Genomic DNA, 16,156 nt, shown 5'->3' on the forward strand with positions numbered 1-16,156 from the left:
ATCGTGGTTTGTGTGACGTCACCCTGCGTGGCATATCGGCAAAATAAAGCAGGAGAGCCTGATGATTGAACTGGAAACGCGGCAGTTTGCCGGCATTGAAACCCTTCACGCCACGCCTGCCGGACAGCGCGCTCAGCCGCTGCCGACGGTGGTGTTTTACCACGGCTTTAGCTCATCGAAACTGGTGTACAGCTATTTTGCCGTCGCGCTGGCGCAGGCGGGCATAAGGGTGGTGATGCCGGACGCGCGGGATCACGGCGCGCGCTTTAACGGCGACGCCACGGCGCGGCTCGGACAGTTCTGGCAGATCCTGCACAGCAATTTACGGGAGTTTGACCCGCTGCAAAGGGCGCTTTACGACGCCGGGCTGATTAAGGATGCCCGGCTGGCGGTGGGCGGCGCGTCGATGGGCGGCATGACGGCGCTGGGCATCATGACGCGGCATCCGGAAGTGAAATGCGTCGCCAGCCTGATGGGATCCGGCTATTTTACGACCCTTGCCCGCACGCTGTTCCCGCCTGCGGATCTGCAACAGGCCGTAGCGCCGCTTACCGACTGGGAAGTTTCCCGGCATTTACCCCGTCTGGCAGACCGGCCCCTGCTGCTGTGGCACGGCGAGGAGGACGACGTCGTTCCGGCAGTCGAAACCTGGCGATTACAGCAGGCGCTGACGCAGGCCGGGCTGGATCAGCAGCTAACCTGCGTATGGGAAGCAGGGGTGAAACATCGCATTACGCCCGTTGCGCTGGACGCTACCGTCGATTTCTTCCGCGCGCACCTTTAAACGCACATCACCTGCACGCCCTGGCTTTCAAGCTGTCTGATGATGTCAGGGTTAGCCTGTTTGCCGGTGATCACCATATCGATTTGATCGGCGCGGCTGAACAGCATCCCGGCACGTTCGCCTACTTTGCTGCTGTCCACCAGCACCACCAGTTTTCCCACCACGTTCAGCATCTTCTGCTCCGCCATGGCGGTCAGCATATCCGTTTTATACAGCCCGTCGGCGGCTAAACCTTTTCCGCTGGTAAACATCCAGTGTCCCGCATACAGGCTGTTTTCACTGCCCTGGGGACTGAGGGTGATGGCCTGGCTTTTATTGTACTGGCCGCCCATGATCACCACGCTTTCGTGCTCCTGATCGATCAGGTAATTTGCCAGCGGCAGGTAATTAGTGATGATCTGCACCGGCTTGCCGCACATTTCGCGGCCCAGTAAAAAAGCGGTGGAACCACAGTTGATCACCACGCTCTCCCCCGGATTAACCAGTTGCGATGCCGCTTTGGCGATCCGCACCTTCTCATCCAGATTTTGCGCCTGATGAATATTCATCGGCGTCCAGCGCGGGCGCTGCTGGCTGATGGCTTCCGCGCCGTTGCGCACCTTTTTCAGCTTGCCGCTCTCGTCGAGCTTGTTGATGTCCCGGCGCGCGGTGGCAGGGGAGACATCCAGCCGCGCCATCACCTGCTCGACGGTGATAAAGCCCGTCTGCGCCAGCAGTTCCAGTAAAATTTGATGTCGTTGCGCTTCTGTCATGAGCTATTCCGATTGGTAATGATTTTTTTAGATGATATTTGAAATAGCCTGCGATTACTAAGCGTTAATAAAAAAATGCCGGCCCGGCAGCACAGGCCGCCGGACGCGAAACCTGTGGCGATCACAGGAAGGATTTGAACGGTAAATCAGGCTCAATGGTAAAGCAGTCGTCAAAGCCGCGCGGGTAGTGATATTCAAATTTGTCTTTATCCAGCGGCCAGGTAAATTTACCGCCCACCTGCCAGATGAAGGGTTTGAAGCCATATTGCAGGCGATCCTTTTTCATCTCCCACAGCACGCGCAGCTCCTGCGGATCCGCCTGGAAATTCGACCAGATGTCATGATGAAAGGGGATCACCACTTTGGCGTTCAGCGCTTCCGCCATGCGCAGCAGATCCACGCTGGTCATTTTGTCGGTAATGCCGCGCGGGTTTTCGCCGTACGAGCCGAGAGCCACGTCGATCTGATGGTCATTGCCGTGCTTCGCATAATAGTTCGAGTAGTGCGAATCCCCGCTGTGGTAGAGCGAGCCGCCCGGCGTTTTGAACAGGTAGTTCACCGCGCGTTCATCCATGCCGTCCGGCAGGATCCCGGCGGCTTGCTGATCCGCGGGCAGGGTGATCAATGCCGTGCGATCAAAAGCGTCAAGGGCATGGATCTCAATATCTTTTATCTTCACCACGTCGCCTGGTTTCACCACGATGCAGCGCTCGTGCGGCACCCCCCAGCTAACCCACAGATCGACGCAGGTCTGCGGCCCGATAAAGGGCACCGTCTGCGGACAGTTTTGCATGACCGCCGCCGCCACGTTTACATCGATATGATCGTTATGATCGTGGGTGGCGAGCACCGCGTCGATCTCGCGGATGGCGAAAGGATCGAGCACGAAAGGCGTGGTGCGCAGATTCGGCTGTAGCTTTTTCACCCCCGCCATACGCTGCATCTGGTGGCCGGTTTTCATCAGCGGATTGCCGTGGCTTTGTTTGCCGGTACCGCACCAGAAATCCACGCAGACGTTTGTGCCGCCCTCTGACTTCAGCCAGATGCCGGTGCAGCCGAGCCACCACATGGCAAAGGTGCCCGGCGCCACCTGCTCCTGCTCGATTTCTTCATTCAGCCAGCTTCCCCACTCCGGAAAGGTGCTGAGGATCCATGATTCGCGACTGATGCTTTCCACTTTGCTCATTCTGTACTCCTCACTTTTTATGTCAAATGTAATCATAAAATGATTTGTTGTGATTCATGTTGTCACGCTTTTTTCAGCAATGCAACGAGGTGGTTTGCAGAAATTGTGCGAGGCGCGTTCAGGTTTTGCGCGGTTTATATCGTGGAAGAGCAGATTTGTTTTTTATATCTGTCTGTAAATGATATTAATTTTTCGCCATGATGAATAACCACTATTGGTGTGAGGAAATAAATTGCGCGGCGCATCACAAATAATCAAATGCAATCTTCTTGTGATTATTTTTGATTGTTAGAGTGTGCGCACGCCCGGTACCGATGCCCGGTGCCCTTTACCCTCCGGAGAGAGTTATGGAGATCCTCTACAGCGTCTTTACCGTTTTCTTTAACCAGGTCATGACCAACGCCCCGTTGCTGTTGGGTATCGTCACCTGCCTGGGGTACATCCTGCTGCGTAAAAGCGTCAGCGTGATCGTCAAAGGCACTATAAAAACCATTATCGGCTTCATGCTCTTACAGGCGGGATCCGGCATTCTCACCAGCACCTTTAAACCGGTGGTGGCAAAAATGTCGGAGGTGTACGGCATTAATGGGGCTATCTCGGACACCTACGCCTCAATGATGGCTACCATTGAACGCATGGGCGAGGCTTACAGCTGGGTGGGATATGCGGTGTTGCTGGCGCTGGCGTTAAACATTTTATATGTGCTGTTCCGCCGCGTGACCGGCATTCGCACCATTATGCTCACCGGCCACATTATGTTTCAGCAGGCCGGACTTATTGCCGTGTTCTTTTTTATCCTCGGCTACCCGATGTGGACCACCATTATCTGCACGGCGGTGCTGGTGTCGCTGTACTGGGGGATCACCTCCAACATGATGTACAAGCCGACGCAGCAGGTGACCGACAACTGCGGCTTTTCCATCGGCCATCAGCAACAGTTTGCCTCCTGGCTGGCGTACAAGCTCGCCCCATACCTCGGCAAAAAAGAGGAGAGCGTGGAAGATCTTAAACTGCCCGGCTGGCTGAACATTTTCCACGACAACATCGTTTCCACCGCCATCGTCATGACGCTGTTCTTTGGCGCGATCCTGCTCTCCTTCGGGCTGGATGTGGTGCAGGCGATGGCCGGTAAAATCCACTGGACCATTTATATCCTGCAAACGGGTTTTCAGTTCGCGGTGGCGATTTTCATTATCGTGCAGGGCGTAAGGATGTTTGTCGCCGAACTCTCCGAAGCGTTCAACGGCATCTCCCAGCGGCTGATCCCCGGCGCTGTGCTGGCGATCGACTGCGCGGCCATCTACAGCTTCGCGCCCAATGCGGTGGTGTGGGGCTTTATGTGGGGCACCGTCGGCCAGCTGATTGCGGTGGGTACCCTGCTGGTGTGCGGCTCCTCCATTCTGATCATCCCCGGTTTTATCCCGATGTTCTTCTCTAACGCCACTATCGGCGTCTTCGCCAACCATTTTGGCGGCTGGCGGGCGGCGCTCAAAATTTGCCTGGTGATGGGCATGATCGAAATCTTTGGCTGCGTATGGGCGGTAAAACTCACCGGCATGAATGCATGGATGGGCATGGCGGACTGGTCGATTCTGGCACCGCCGATGATGCAGGGCTTCACCCTCGGCCTGTGGTTTATGGGCGTCATTATCCTGATCGCGCTGGCGTACATGTTCTTTGCAGGACGGGCGCTGCGTGCGGAAGAAGATGCAGAACACCCTCTGGCAGAACCTTCTGCCCAATAAAAGGAGTAGAGCGATGACTGTACGAATTCTGGCGGTATGTGGTAACGGGCAGGGCAGTTCCATGATCATGAAAATGAAAGTGGATCAGTTCCTGACGCAACAGGGCGTGGACCACAGCGTGAACAGCTGCGCCGTGGGCGAATACAAAAGCGAGCTGGGCGGGGCGGACGTGATTATCGCCTCCACCCATATTGCCGGTGAAATCAGCGTCAGCGGCAACAAATACGTGGTCGGCGTGCGCAATATGCTGTCGCCCGCTGATTTCGGGCCAAAGCTGATGGAAGTGATAGCCGCGCACTTTCCCCAGGATCTGAAGTAAGGACGCGCCATGAAATTACGTGATTCGCTGGCGGAAAATAAGTCGATTCGTTTGCAGGCCGAGGCCAGCAGCTGGCAGGAGGCGGTGAAAATCGGCGTCGATCTGCTGGTGGCCGCTGACGTGGTGGAACCGCGCTATTACCAGGCCATTCTCGACGGCGTGGCGCAGTTCGGCCCCTATTTTGTCATCGCTCCAGGCCTTGCCATGCCCCATGGCCGCCCGGAAGAGGGCGTCAGGCGCACCGGGTTTTCGCTGGTGACGCTGAAAACCCCGCTGGTGTTTAACCATGAGGATAACGATCCGGTGGATATCCTCATCACCATGGCGGCGGTGGACGCCAACACTCATCAGGAGGTGGGCATCATGCAGATCGTTAACCTGTTTGATGATGAAGCCAATTTCGACCGCTTACGCGCCTGCCGCACTGCGCAGGACGTGCTGGATCTCATTGATGCCGCTGATGCGGCGGCCGTTTAAGAGGGACTTACTATGGCATTACCTATGTTGCAGGTGGCGCTGGATAACCAGACGCTCTCCCACGCCTATGAAACCACCCGTCTGATTGCCGAAGAGGTGGATATTATTGAGGTCGGCACCATCCTTTGCGTTGGCGAAGGCGTGCGCGCCGTGCGCGATCTCAAGGCGCTCTATCCGCACAAAATCGTGCTGGCGGACGCCAAAATCGCTGACGCCGGGAAAATCCTCTCCCGCATGTGTTTCGAGGCGAATGCCGACTGGGTGACGGTGATCTGCTGTGCGGATCTGAACACCGCCAGAGGCGCGCTGGATGTGGCGCAGGAGTTTAACGGCGACGTGCAAATTGAGCTGACCGGTTACTGGACCTGGGAGCAGGCGCAGGGCTGGCGCGATGCCGGTATCAGGCAGGTGGTGTATCACCGCAGCCGGGATGCGCAGGCGGCGGGCGTGGCCTGGGGCGAGTCGGACATTGCCGCCATCAGACGGCTGGCGGAGATGGGCTTTAAGGTGACGGTCACCGGCGGGCTGGCGCTGGAGGATCTGCCGCTGTTCCAGGGCATTCCCATCCATGTCTTTATTGCCGGGCGCAGCATCCGCGATGCCGCCTCGCCGGTGGAAGCCGCCCGCCAGTTCAAACGCACCATCGCACAGCTGTGGGGCTAAGGAGCGGCTATGTTGTCGAAACAGGTGCCGCTCGGCATCTATGAAAAAGCGCTCCCCGCCGGGGAGTGCTGGGCTGAACGTTTGCAGCTTGCCAGAACGCTGGGTTTTGATTTTGTGGAAATGTCCGTGGATGAAACCGACGCCCGGCTTTCGCGCCTTGACTGGAGCCGTGAGCAACGGCTGGCGCTGGTCAATGCCATTGCCGAAACCGGCGTGCGGGTGCCGTCCATGTGCCTGAGCGCGCACCGCCGCTTTCCCCTTGGCAGTGAAGATGACCACGTGCGTCAGCAGGGGCTTGCGATCATGCGTAAAGCCATCCAGTTCGCGCAGGACGTCGGCATCCGCGTGATCCAGCTGGCGGGCTACGACGTCTATTACCAGCAGGGCAGTGACGAAACGCGCCGCCGCTTTCGTGACGGGCTGAAAGAGAGCGTGGTGATGGCGAGCCGCGCTCAGGTGACGCTGGCGATGGAGATCATGGACTACCCGTTGATGAACTCCATCAGCAAAGCGCTGGGCTACGCCCATTACCTGAATAACCCCTGGTTCCAGCTCTACCCCGACATCGGCAACCTGTCCGCATGGGATAACGACGTACAGATGGAACTCCAGGCCGGGAGCGGACATATCGTCGCGGTACACGTTAAAGATACCCGCCCGGGTGAGTTTAAGAACGTGCCCTTTGGCGAAGGGATTGTGGATTTTGAGCGTTGCTTCGCCACCCTCAGGCAGAGCGGCTACTGCGGGCCGTACCTGATTGAGATGTGGAGCGAAACGGCCGCGGATCCGGCAGCCGACGTGATCAGGGCGCGGGACTGGGTACGTGAGCGCATGGCGCGGGCCGGTTTACAGGAGGCGGTATAATGGAACGACTCAGACAGCAGGTGTACGACGCTAATATGGCGCTGCCGCGCTACGGGCTGGTAACTTTTACCTGGGGCAACGTCAGCGCCATTGACCGCGAACGCGGCTGGGTGGCGATCAAACCGAGCGGCGTGGCGTATGAAGCCATGACGCCTGACGATATCGTCATTGTCGATCTCAGCGGCAAAGTGTTGCACGGGTGTCTTCATCCTTCCTCAGATACCGCCACGCATCTGGCGCTGTACCGCCGTTATTCTGCCCTCGGCGGTGTGGTGCATACCCATTCAACCCATGCCACCGCCTGGGCGCAGGCAGGACGGGCGATCCCGGCGTTGGGCACCACCCACGCGGATTACTTTGCTGCAGATATTCCCTGCACCCGCGCGTTAACTGAACAGGAAGTACGGGAAGAGTACGAACTCAATACCGGCAGGGTGATTATTGAAACTTTGGGCGACGCCGATCCGCTGCATACGCCGGGAATAGTGGTGTATCAGCACGGCCCTTTTGCCTGGGGAAAAGACGCCGCTGACGCGGTGCATAACGCGGTGGTAATGGAAGAGGTCGCGCGCATGGCGTGGATTGCCTGCGGCATTAACCCGCATTTAAAGCCCATCGACGACTACCTGCTGGAGAAGCATTTCCTGCGCAAGCACGGGCCGGACGCCTATTACGGGCAACGGTAATGACCGCGTAGACCCGTTTTACACGGTGTGCGAATTATTTGTGCAATTAGCTTGAGTTCGGTGGGCGTCGCAAGTATGATTACGCGTCAATTTTTCAGCCGCCTTTCAAACACGTTCCTTGCTTCCATGGGCCGCGGCTGACCCTGACAGGAGGCTGAATAATCCGTAAGGAGCAATTCGATGCGTCATTACGAAATCGTTTTTATGGTCCATCCTGACCAGAGCGAACAGGTTCCGGGCATGATCGAGCGTTACACTGGTGCAATCACTGCAGCAGAAGGTACGATCCACCGTCTGGAAGACTGGGGCCGCCGTCAGCTGGCTTATCCGATCAACAAACTGCACAAAGCCCACTACGTTCTGATGAACGTTGAAGCGCCGCAGGAAGCGATCGATGAGCTGGAAACTAACTTCCGCTTCAACGATGCCGTTATCCGCAGCATGGTTATGCGTACCAAAAACGCTGTTACTGAAGCATCTCCGATGGTTAAAGCGAAAGACGAGCGCCGTGAGCGTCGCGATGATTTCGCAAACGAAACCGCAGATGCTGATGATGCTGGGGATTCTGAAGAGTAATTTCTGATGACCAACCGTCTGGTGTTATCCGGCACCGTGTGCAGGATGCCCCTTCGAAAGGTCAGTCCATCAGGAATACCTCATTGCCAGTTCGTGCTTGAGCATCGTTCTGTGCAGGAGGAAGCCGGTTTCCACCGGCAGGCGTGGTGCCAGATGCCTGTAATAATCAGCGGGCACGAGAACCAGGCCATTACTCACAGTATAACGGTCGGTAGCGCAGTCACTGTTCAGGGGTTCATTAGTTGCCATAAGGCAAAGAACGGACTGACGAAAATGGTACTGCATGCCGAGCAGATTGATTTGATAGATTCTGGAGACTAGCCAAATGGCACGTTATTTCCGTCGTCGCAAGTTCTGCCGTTTCACCGCGGAAGGCGTTCAAGAGATCGACTATAAAGATATCGCAACGCTGAAAAACTACATCACCGAAAGCGGTAAGATTGTCCCAAGCCGTATCACCGGTACCCGTGCAAAATATCAGCGTCAGCTGGCTCGCGCTATCAAACGCGCACGCTACCTGTCCCTGCTGCCGTACACTGATCGTCATCAGTAATCGGTCACGGTCCATTAATACGACTTTGAGAGGATAAGGTAATGCAAGTTATTCTGCTTGATAAAGTAGCAAACCTGGGTAGCCTGGGTGATCAGGTTAACGTTAAAGCGGGTTACGCTCGTAACTTCCTGGTACCGCAGGGTAAAGCTGTTCCTGCTACCAAGAAAAACGTTGAATTCTTCGAAGCACGCCGTGCTGAACTGGAAGCCAAACTGGCTGACGTTCTGTCCGCTGCTGAAGCTCGCGCTGAGAAAATCAACGCACTGGGCACCGTTACCGTTGCGTCTAAAGCAGGCGACGAAGGTAAACTGTTCGGTTCCATCGGTACTCGCGACATCGCTGACGCTGTAACTGCAGCTGGCGTTGACGTGGCTAAGAGCGAAGTTCGTTTACCGAACGGCGTTCTGCGTACCACTGGTGAGCACGAAGTGAGCTTCCAGGTTCACAGCGAAGTGTTCGCTAAAGTTATCATCAACGTTGTTGCTGAGTAATCTGCAACCCACGTTTTGATAACAACGAAACGCCGGCCTTGTGCCGGCGTTTTGCTTTTCTGCCTTCTACTATTCTGATCCTGTACTGACTGGCTATTGCTTAACCTTTTCGCGATAATAGAAAAATAAAACATTATTTTATTTTTTGGTGAAGGAATGGACACAAGCCACCAGCCGCCTCTGTTTGCCCGCAAAAACGTCGTCTATATGGGCGCAGCGCTCTGCTGCCTGCTCTGGGGCAGCGCCTATCCGGCGATTAAGAGCGGCTACGAGATTTTTCAGATCGCCACCGACGATATCCCGTCAAAAATCGTTTTTGCCGGTTATCGCTTCCTGTTTGCCGGGCTGTTACTGCTGCTGTTCGCCATGATGCAGCGTAAACCCATCGCCCGTCTGAGCGGTCGCCAGTATGGGCAGCTCGCCGTGCTTGGCCTGACGCAAACGTCATTGCAGTACATCTTCTTTTATATTGGGCTTGCGTTCACCACCGGCGTGAAAGGCTCGATCATGAACGCCACCGGCACTTTCTTCAGCGTGCTACTGGCGCATTTCATCTACCAGAACGACAAGCTGAGCTACAACAAAACGCTCGGCTGCGTGCTGGGATTTGCCGGGGTGATGGTGGTTAACTTCAACAGCGGCATGGATTTCAGCTTCACGCTGATGGGCGACGGCTCGGTGGTGCTGGCGGCGTTTATTCTCTCGGCGGCCACGCTGTACGGCAAGCGCATTTCGCAAACGGTGGATCCGACGGTGATGACCGGCTATCAGCTGGGGATGGGCGGTCTGGCGCTGGTGGTGGGGGGCTATCTCACGGGCGGCTCGCTCACCCTGCACGGCTTCTCCTCGGTGGCCATTCTGGGCTATCTGACGCTGCTCTCTTCCGTGGCCTTTGCGCTGTGGAGTATTTTACTGAAATATAACCGCGTGGGCATGATCGCGCCCTTTAACTTCCTGATCCCGGTGTCGGGCGCAGTGCTGTCGGCGATTTTCCTCGGCGAAAACATCCTGGAATGGAAATATGCGCTGGCGCTGGTACTGGTGTGCTCCGGCATCTGGTGGGTGAATAAAGTCAAAAAGGGGAACGCCTGACGTTCCCTCTCTGTTCAACCCATTAATAATTAACGCGCACGGATAAAGCTGCCGTCCGTCTGGCGGGTAAACAGCACCTGCTGGTCGCCGCTGGCTTCGATGGTCAGCCCGGTGACCACGCCGTTGGCGTTCTGGCGGATTTTCACAATCTGCCCCGTTTGCAGGTTGCTGAGCGGCTTACCATTGCCTTCAACCTGCGCCATCGCATAGACATCCGTCGGCGGCAGATTATGGTCGCGGAACAGCTGAGCCAGGGTTTTACCCGGTTCGACGCGATAGGTGCGCCACTGCTGCTCAATGCCGGTCGGCTCCTGCAACGGCGCGCTATTCTGTGTGGTCGGCGGCTGTTCCTGCTCTTGCTCCTGGATTGGCTCCGGCGCAATGGGCGCTACCTGGCCGTCGTTTTGCGGCGACGAGACCAGCGGCGGCTGTTCGGGCTGCGCAGTCTGTTGCGACTGAGGCTGTGACTGCGACTGGAGATCAAGTTGCGCATCGCGGGTGGTGGACGACACCTCGCTGTCGTCGGTACCCGGCAGCAGGAACCCGATAACGATCAGCGCAGCGGCGAAAATAATGCCACGGCGATGGCCCGGCGGCAGCGGATCCATGATGCGCACGTTGTCCGGCGCGTGCCAGATCCTCGCCAGGGTTGGTTTCAGTTCAAATCGCCCGGGCATGGCTTTCCTCCTGCTCCGCGTCGTTAGTATCCTGTGTCACTGAGTATAGTTTGCTAACTGCCTGATGAGCGTAGTAAAGCACGCTTTCGTGACTTCAGTTCGGGAAAAATCTTACCGCCACCATTGTTTCTTTTTCCCTGCGATTTGTCATCAATCCCCGCGACAAAGTTTTACCCGTCGCAGCCTGACTGTTATGCTGCCCGCTACTTTAAATGCGATGAAAGGAAAACCCATGACAACCCCGACTTTTGACACTATCGAAGCGCAGGCAAGCTACGGCATTGGCCTGCAGGTAGGGCAGCAACTGAGCGAGTCTGGCCTGCAGGGGCTGTTACCGGAAGCGCTGGTAGCGGGCATTGCTGACGCGCTGGCAGGCAAACAGCCGGCGGTACCGGTCGATGTCGTTCACCGTGCCCTGCGTGAAATCCATGAACGCGCTGACGCCGTCCGTCGCGAGCGCTTCGAAGCGATGGCGTCTGAAGGCGTGAAATACCTGGACGAAAACCGTGAGAAAGACGGCGTGAACAGCACCGAATCCGGTCTGCAGTTCCGTGTACTGACTCAGGGCGAAGGTCCGATCCCGGCACGTACTGACCGCGTGCGCGTGCACTACACCGGTAAACTGATCGACGGCACCGTGTTCGACAGCTCTGTAGCCCGTGGCGAACCGGCTGAATTCCCGGTTAACGGCGTGATCCCAGGCTGGATCGAAGCGCTGACCCTGATGCCGGTTGGCTCGAAGTGGGAACTGACCATTCCGCAAAACCTGGCGTACGGCGAGCGTGGCGCAGGCGCGTCTATCCCTCCGTTCAGCACCCTGGTCTTTGAAGTGGAATTACTGGAAATCCTGTAATTTCCCGCAAAGTAACCCTCTCCCGTAACCGGGAGAGGGTATTTTCTCTCCGCACATATGCCGTTCTTTAGCTCAGAGTCGATATTTAATGTTGCAAATGCATTTGTTGCGTGTATTTTTGTGACCTGATTCGCACAGACGAAGTGATATAACACTCAGTTTAAACATAAATTTAACATCTCATTCAAAACACAGTATTCATCCCTCCGATTCTTACCTACTATCGATGAGTCAAAAAACCAAGGCATTGTCACGCACGTGACACTATGAAAGGCCAGAAGAGCCTCAACAACGCAGACAGGTACAGGAATAAATACATGGTAGATCAAACGAAGGTCGCCGCTGACCAGCAGGCTCCGGCGGAGCAATCGCTACGGCGCAATCTCACCAACCGTCACATCCAGCTTATCGCCATCGGTGGCGCTATCGGCACCGGCCTGTTTATGGGCTCAGGTAAAACCATCAGTCTGGCCGGCCCGTCGATCATATTTGTCTATATGATCATCGGCTTTATGCTGTTTTTCGTGATGCGCGCGATGGGCGAACTGCTGCTGTCAAATCTGGAATATAAGTCGTTCAGCGATTTCGCCGCCGATTTGCTGGGGCCGTGGGCGGGTTACTTTACCGGCTGGACCTACTGGTTTTGCTGGGTGGTTACCGGCATGGCCGACGTGGTGGCGATCACCTCTTATGCACAGTTCTGGTTCCCCAACTTATCGGACTGGGTGGCTTCGCTGGCGGTGATCCTGCTGTTGCTGAGCCTCAACCTCGCGACGGTGAAAATGTTCGGCGAAATGGAATTCTGGTTCGCGATGATCAAAATCGTCGCTATTGTCGGGCTGGTGGTGGTGGGCCTGGTGATGGTGCTGACCGAATTCACCTCGCCGAGTGGCGTACAGGCCTCTTTCGCGCATCTGTGGAATGACGGCGGCTGGTTCCCGAAAGGCATCAGCGGTTTCTTTGCCGGTTTCCAGATCGCGGTGTTTGCCTTTGTGGGGATCGAACTGGTCGGCACGACGGCCGCAGAAACGAAGGATCCGGAAAAATCCCTGCCGCGCGCCATCAACTCCATTCCGATCCGTATCATCATGTTCTACGTGTTCGCGCTGATTATTATTATGTCGGTGACGCCGTGGAGCTCGGTAGTGGCGGAAAAGAGCCCGTTCGTTGAGCTGTTCGTGCTGGTCGGCTTACCGGCGGCAGCAAGCATTATCAACTTTGTGGTGCTGACTTCGGCCGCGTCGTCGGCGAACAGCGGCGTGTTCTCCACCAGCCGTATGTTGTTCGGCCTGGCGCAGGACGGGGCCGCGCCGAAAAGCTTCGGTAAGCTGTCAAAACGCGCGGTACCGGCAACGGGTCTGACCTTCTCCTGCATCTGCCTGCTGGGCGGCGTGGTGATGCTGTATGTTAATCCGAGCGTGATCTCTGCCTTCACCATGATCACCACGGTATCGGCGATCCTGTTCATGTTTGTGTGGACCATTATTCTTTGCTCGTATCTGGTCTACCGCAAACAGCGCCCGCACCTGCATGAGAAGTCGATTTATAAGATGCCGCTCGGCAAGCTGATGTGCTGGGTGTGTATGGCGTTCTTCGTCTTCGTGCTGGTTCTGCTGACGCTGGAAGAAGATACCCGCCAGGCGCTGATCGTCACGCCGCTGTGGTTTATCGTGCTGGGTGTGTTCTGGTTCTTAGTGGGTAAGAAGCGTATGGCACGTATGCGCCGCTAGTCGCCTGTAATGCAGGATGGCGCTGCGCTTATCCGGCCTGGACAATAATCCCGTTCACGTAGGCCCGGTAAGCGTAGCGCCACCGGGCAACGCCATTACTCCCCGCTTAATGCCCGCGGAAACAGCACATTGTTTTCCAGACTGATGTGCTCCATCAGATCGTCAATCAGTTCATTAATGCCGTTGTACATCGCTTTCCAGGTGGTGCAGGCTTCCGGCGGCGGCGTCACGTTATTGGTGGTGTGCTTGATCACCTCCAGCAGTTCCCCCGCTTCATCATGCTCGCTCTCCATGACGTTAATCGGTCCGGCGGCGTGGCTGCCCATGCCCTGTTTGATCATCGGGAAGAGGATCTGCTCCTCTTTCATCATATGGCTGGAAAGCTCCTGATGCAGCATGGTCAGGTATTTGGTCAGGCCGCGCGGCACGTTGGGTTTATCGGCATGGACGCGCTCGACTTTGGTGGCCTGCAGGATCAGCTCCGGTAACTGCTCGCGGTGGCGATCGTGATAGCGCACGATGATATGGTCGATGATGTTTGCAAGCGGCTCCACGCGCCAGTCCTTCTCTACCGGCTGTTCAGCCAGTTTCGCCAGCTGCGCTTCAATGGCCGCCACATCCAGCTCTTTGCGCGCCGCGGCACGTGCCAGCGTTTGCTTACCCCCACAGCAGTAATCCATATCGTATTGACGGAACAGGGCAGAAGCGCGGGGGATGGACAGCGCCAGCTCACCTAAAGGTTGATCGCGAAAGGCCATGGCAGTTACCTCGTTAGTCAGAATATAAGATGCATTTTAAATGCATCTTTAAGCTGCGGCTATACCCCTTATGAGTGACGGGATTTATTTGCCCATTTTTGTGCGCTGAGTCACAAAAATTTACTGCTTATAACGTATTGAAACTACTTGCGAAAGTGAAGATTTGGTATCGAGTCTGCAATATCTTCGTTAAACAAGCGTTAAAACCTGCCGATATACCCCCGTCACATAAAAATCCTGCATCCGATAAAAGGTTCCCGATGTTTAAACGTGTAAAAGTTATAACCCTGTTGATAATGGTGCTTTTCGTGCTCGGCGCGATGCAACTGATTGCTGCGGCCGTGTTTATCAATGCGCTCAACAATGACAAACAGAATTTTAATGTCTCCCAGGTCTCCAGCCAGAACGTGGCGGAATTTACCGACGCCTGGATCAGCCTGAACCAGGCCCGCGTGACGCTTAACCGCGGGATGTTACGTCTGCAAAGCAGCACCGCGAGCCAAATCAACGGCGGCGAGCTGGGTGAGCTGGTGAAAACCGCGAAAAGCCTGCTGGACGATGCGCAAAAGCACTATGAAATCTACGATGCGTTGCCGGAAACGCCGGGCATGGATCCTCGCCTGCCGCCGGAGCTGGAAAAGCAATACGGCATCTATTCCACTACCCTGAACGAAATGAACCGTCTGCTGGCAGCAGGCGATCTGGAGGCGATGTTCAGACAGGGCGCAGAGAGCAAACAGGTTGCCATGCAGAGCGTTTATCGCGAATGGCGTGCCGCGCAGGCTGAGCTGGCGAACAAAGGCGTCATCGATAACGAAAATGATTATGTGCGCATCATGTGGATCCTCAGCGCCATCATGCTGCTGGTGGTGGCGGTGATCGTCGCCAGCTGGATCGCCATGCAGCGCGTGCTGCTGAAGCCGTTACATGAAGTGATGGCCCACATCCGCCACATCGCGGCGGGCGATCTGACCCATGAAATCGATGCGGAAGGCAAAAACGAAATGGCGCTGCTGGCGTCAAACGTACGTGAAATGCAGCAGGCGCTGGCGACCACCGTCAGCGTGGTGCGCGATGGCGCGGACACTATCTTTACCGGCGCGGGTGAAATCTCTGCCGGCAGCAACGATCTCTCTTCCCGTACTGAGCAACAGGCCGCTTCGCTGGAAGAAACCGCTGCCAGCATGGAACAGCTGACCGCTACCGTGAAGCAGAATGCCGATAACGCCCGTCAGGCGACGCAGCTGGCGAAAACCGCCTCTGAAACCGCGCAGAAAGGCGGCGCAGTGGTGGACGGCGTGGTGCGTACCATGGACGAAATCGCCACCAGCTCCAGCAAAATCGCGCAGATCACCAACGTCATCGATGGCATTGCTTTCCAGACCAATATTCTGGCGCTGAACGCCGCGGTGGAAGCCGCCCGTGCCGGTGAGCAGGGTCGTGGCTTTGCGGTGGTAGCCGGTGAAGTTCGTACCCTGGCGAGCCGCAGCGCACAGGCAGCTAAAGAGATCAAAGCGCTGATCGACGATTCAGGTAGCCGCGTAGATGCAGGTTCTGCGCTGGTGCATGAAGCCGGTGAAACCATGGCGGAAATCGTCAACGCCGTAACGCGCGTCACCGATATTATGGGCGAAATCGCTTCGGCTTCCGACGAGCAGAGCCGTGGTATTGACCAGGTGGGTCAGGCTGTGGCGGAGATGGATCGTGTGACGCAGCAGAACGCCTCGCTGGTGGAAGAATCCGCGGCAGCAGCAGCGGCGCTGGAAGAGCAGGCCTCCCTGCTTAACGATACCGTGGCGGTGTTCAAAGTGAAACGTCGCGCCCCGGCTGCCGTAGCAAACGCGCGTCCGGCGGCGGTGAAAATGAAGCCGGTTGCCGCGACTACAGACGCGAACTGGGAAACCTTCTAAGCCTGATGCCCGGCGGCGCATGCTTGCCGGGCCTGGATGG

Annotated in this window: 19 protein-coding genes; 15 read left to right on the plus strand and 4 right to left on the minus strand. The window is 56.5% G+C overall.

Translation table 11 applies throughout. The annotated features are described in order from the left end of the window. The first annotated feature begins 61 nt into the window (after positions 1-61). Entirely contained in the window at positions 62-784 is a 723-nt protein-coding gene (gene yjfP, locus QRD42_RS07045) for an esterase (protein ID WP_072570294.1), read from the plus strand. Here yjfP and ulaR read toward each other — a convergent pair. Next, a complete protein-coding gene (ulaR, locus tag QRD42_RS07050) occupies positions 781-1,536 on the minus strand; it encodes an HTH-type transcriptional regulator UlaR (RefSeq protein WP_072570295.1) in 756 nt (251 codons plus the stop codon). The two genes, yjfP and ulaR, sit on opposite strands and share 4 nt — an antisense overlap. A gap of 121 nt (positions 1,537-1,657) precedes the next feature. Then, positions 1,658-2,722: an L-ascorbate 6-phosphate lactonase gene (ulaG, locus tag QRD42_RS07055; protein WP_072570296.1), complete on the minus strand. Its 1,065-nt coding sequence runs from the start codon at positions 2,720-2,722 to the stop codon at positions 1,658-1,660. Between the two features lie 347 nt (positions 2,723-3,069). On the opposite strand from ulaG, the gene ulaA reads away from it, so the two are divergent. The 11 genes from ulaA to QRD42_RS07110 all read left to right on the plus strand — a co-directional run bounded on the left by ulaA (position 3,070) and on the right by QRD42_RS07110 (position 10,188). Further along, positions 3,070-4,467: a PTS ascorbate transporter subunit IIC gene (ulaA, locus tag QRD42_RS07060; RefSeq protein WP_321988493.1), complete on the plus strand. Its 1,398-nt coding sequence runs from the start codon at positions 3,070-3,072 to the stop codon at positions 4,465-4,467. A gap of 13 nt (positions 4,468-4,480) precedes the next feature. After that, positions 4,481-4,786: a PTS ascorbate transporter subunit IIB gene (gene ulaB / locus QRD42_RS07065; RefSeq protein WP_072570298.1), complete on the plus strand. Its 306-nt coding sequence runs from the start codon at positions 4,481-4,483 to the stop codon at positions 4,784-4,786. A 9-nt stretch (positions 4,787-4,795) separates the two neighbouring features. Then, complete coding sequence (gene ulaC / locus QRD42_RS07070) at positions 4,796-5,263, plus strand: PTS ascorbate transporter subunit IIA (RefSeq protein ID WP_321988494.1); 468 nt, start codon at positions 4,796-4,798, stop codon at positions 5,261-5,263. A 12-nt stretch (positions 5,264-5,275) separates the two neighbouring features. Continuing rightward, positions 5,276-5,926, plus strand: coding sequence for a 3-keto-L-gulonate-6-phosphate decarboxylase UlaD (locus QRD42_RS07075; protein WP_072570300.1), 651 nt, complete (start codon positions 5,276-5,278; stop codon positions 5,924-5,926). 9 nt (positions 5,927-5,935) lie between these two features. After that, positions 5,936-6,790, plus strand: a complete 855-nt coding sequence (locus QRD42_RS07080; protein ID WP_072570301.1) for an L-ribulose-5-phosphate 3-epimerase — start codon at positions 5,936-5,938, stop codon at positions 6,788-6,790. Next, entirely contained in the window at positions 6,790-7,476 is a 687-nt protein-coding gene (locus QRD42_RS07085) for an L-ribulose-5-phosphate 4-epimerase (protein ID WP_321988495.1), read from the plus strand. The genes QRD42_RS07080 and QRD42_RS07085 overlap by 1 nt, the downstream gene beginning before the upstream one ends. Positions 7,477-7,656: 180 nt before the next feature. Then, complete coding sequence (gene rpsF, locus QRD42_RS07090; protein ID WP_072570303.1) at positions 7,657-8,052, plus strand: 30S ribosomal protein S6; 396 nt, start codon at positions 7,657-7,659, stop codon at positions 8,050-8,052. A 6-nt stretch (positions 8,053-8,058) separates the two neighbouring features. Then, entirely contained in the window at positions 8,059-8,373 is a 315-nt protein-coding gene (priB, locus tag QRD42_RS07095; RefSeq protein ID WP_072570304.1) for a primosomal replication protein N, read from the plus strand. Between the two features lie 4 nt (positions 8,374-8,377). After that, the gene (gene rpsR, locus QRD42_RS07100; RefSeq protein ID WP_000135199.1) at positions 8,378-8,605 is read left to right on the plus strand and encodes a 30S ribosomal protein S18; all 228 of its coding nucleotides are present in this window, start codon (positions 8,378-8,380) and stop codon (positions 8,603-8,605) included. A 41-nt stretch (positions 8,606-8,646) separates the two neighbouring features. After that, entirely contained in the window at positions 8,647-9,096 is a 450-nt protein-coding gene (gene rplI / locus QRD42_RS07105; RefSeq protein ID WP_072570305.1) for a 50S ribosomal protein L9, read from the plus strand. 156 nt (positions 9,097-9,252) lie between these two features. Further along, on the plus strand, positions 9,253-10,188 hold the full coding sequence (locus QRD42_RS07110) for a DMT family transporter (RefSeq protein ID WP_318364471.1): 936 nt from the start codon (positions 9,253-9,255) through the stop codon (positions 10,186-10,188). A gap of 29 nt (positions 10,189-10,217) precedes the next feature. Here QRD42_RS07110 and QRD42_RS07115 read toward each other — a convergent pair whose 3' ends face one another. Further along, a complete protein-coding gene (locus QRD42_RS07115; protein ID WP_321988496.1) occupies positions 10,218-10,865 on the minus strand; it encodes a LysM-like peptidoglycan-binding domain-containing protein in 648 nt (215 codons plus the stop codon). A gap of 232 nt (positions 10,866-11,097) precedes the next feature. Here QRD42_RS07115 and fklB point away from each other — a divergent pair, with 232 nt between their 5' ends. Then, positions 11,098-11,718: an FKBP-type peptidyl-prolyl cis-trans isomerase gene (fklB, locus tag QRD42_RS07120; RefSeq protein ID WP_199775950.1), complete on the plus strand. Its 621-nt coding sequence runs from the start codon at positions 11,098-11,100 to the stop codon at positions 11,716-11,718. A gap of 317 nt (positions 11,719-12,035) precedes the next feature. Next, positions 12,036-13,448 (plus strand): D-serine/D-alanine/glycine transporter, encoded by a 1,413-nt coding sequence (cycA, locus tag QRD42_RS07125; protein ID WP_072570309.1) that lies wholly within the window; start codon positions 12,036-12,038, stop codon positions 13,446-13,448. A 95-nt stretch (positions 13,449-13,543) separates the two neighbouring features. On the opposite strand, the gene ytfE is transcribed toward cycA, so the two are convergent. After that, entirely contained in the window at positions 13,544-14,206 is a 663-nt protein-coding gene (gene ytfE / locus QRD42_RS07130; protein ID WP_321988497.1) for an iron-sulfur cluster repair protein YtfE, read from the minus strand. A gap of 260 nt (positions 14,207-14,466) precedes the next feature. On the opposite strand from ytfE, the gene QRD42_RS07135 reads away from it, so the two are divergent. Next, complete coding sequence (locus tag QRD42_RS07135; protein ID WP_321988498.1) at positions 14,467-16,116, plus strand: methyl-accepting chemotaxis protein; 1,650 nt, start codon at positions 14,467-14,469, stop codon at positions 16,114-16,116. Positions 16,117-16,156: the final 40 nt, after the last annotated feature.

Source organism: Enterobacter sp. PGRG2, from assembly GCF_030291195.1.
Classification (GTDB): Bacteria; Pseudomonadota; Gammaproteobacteria; order Enterobacterales; family Enterobacteriaceae; genus Enterobacter_D.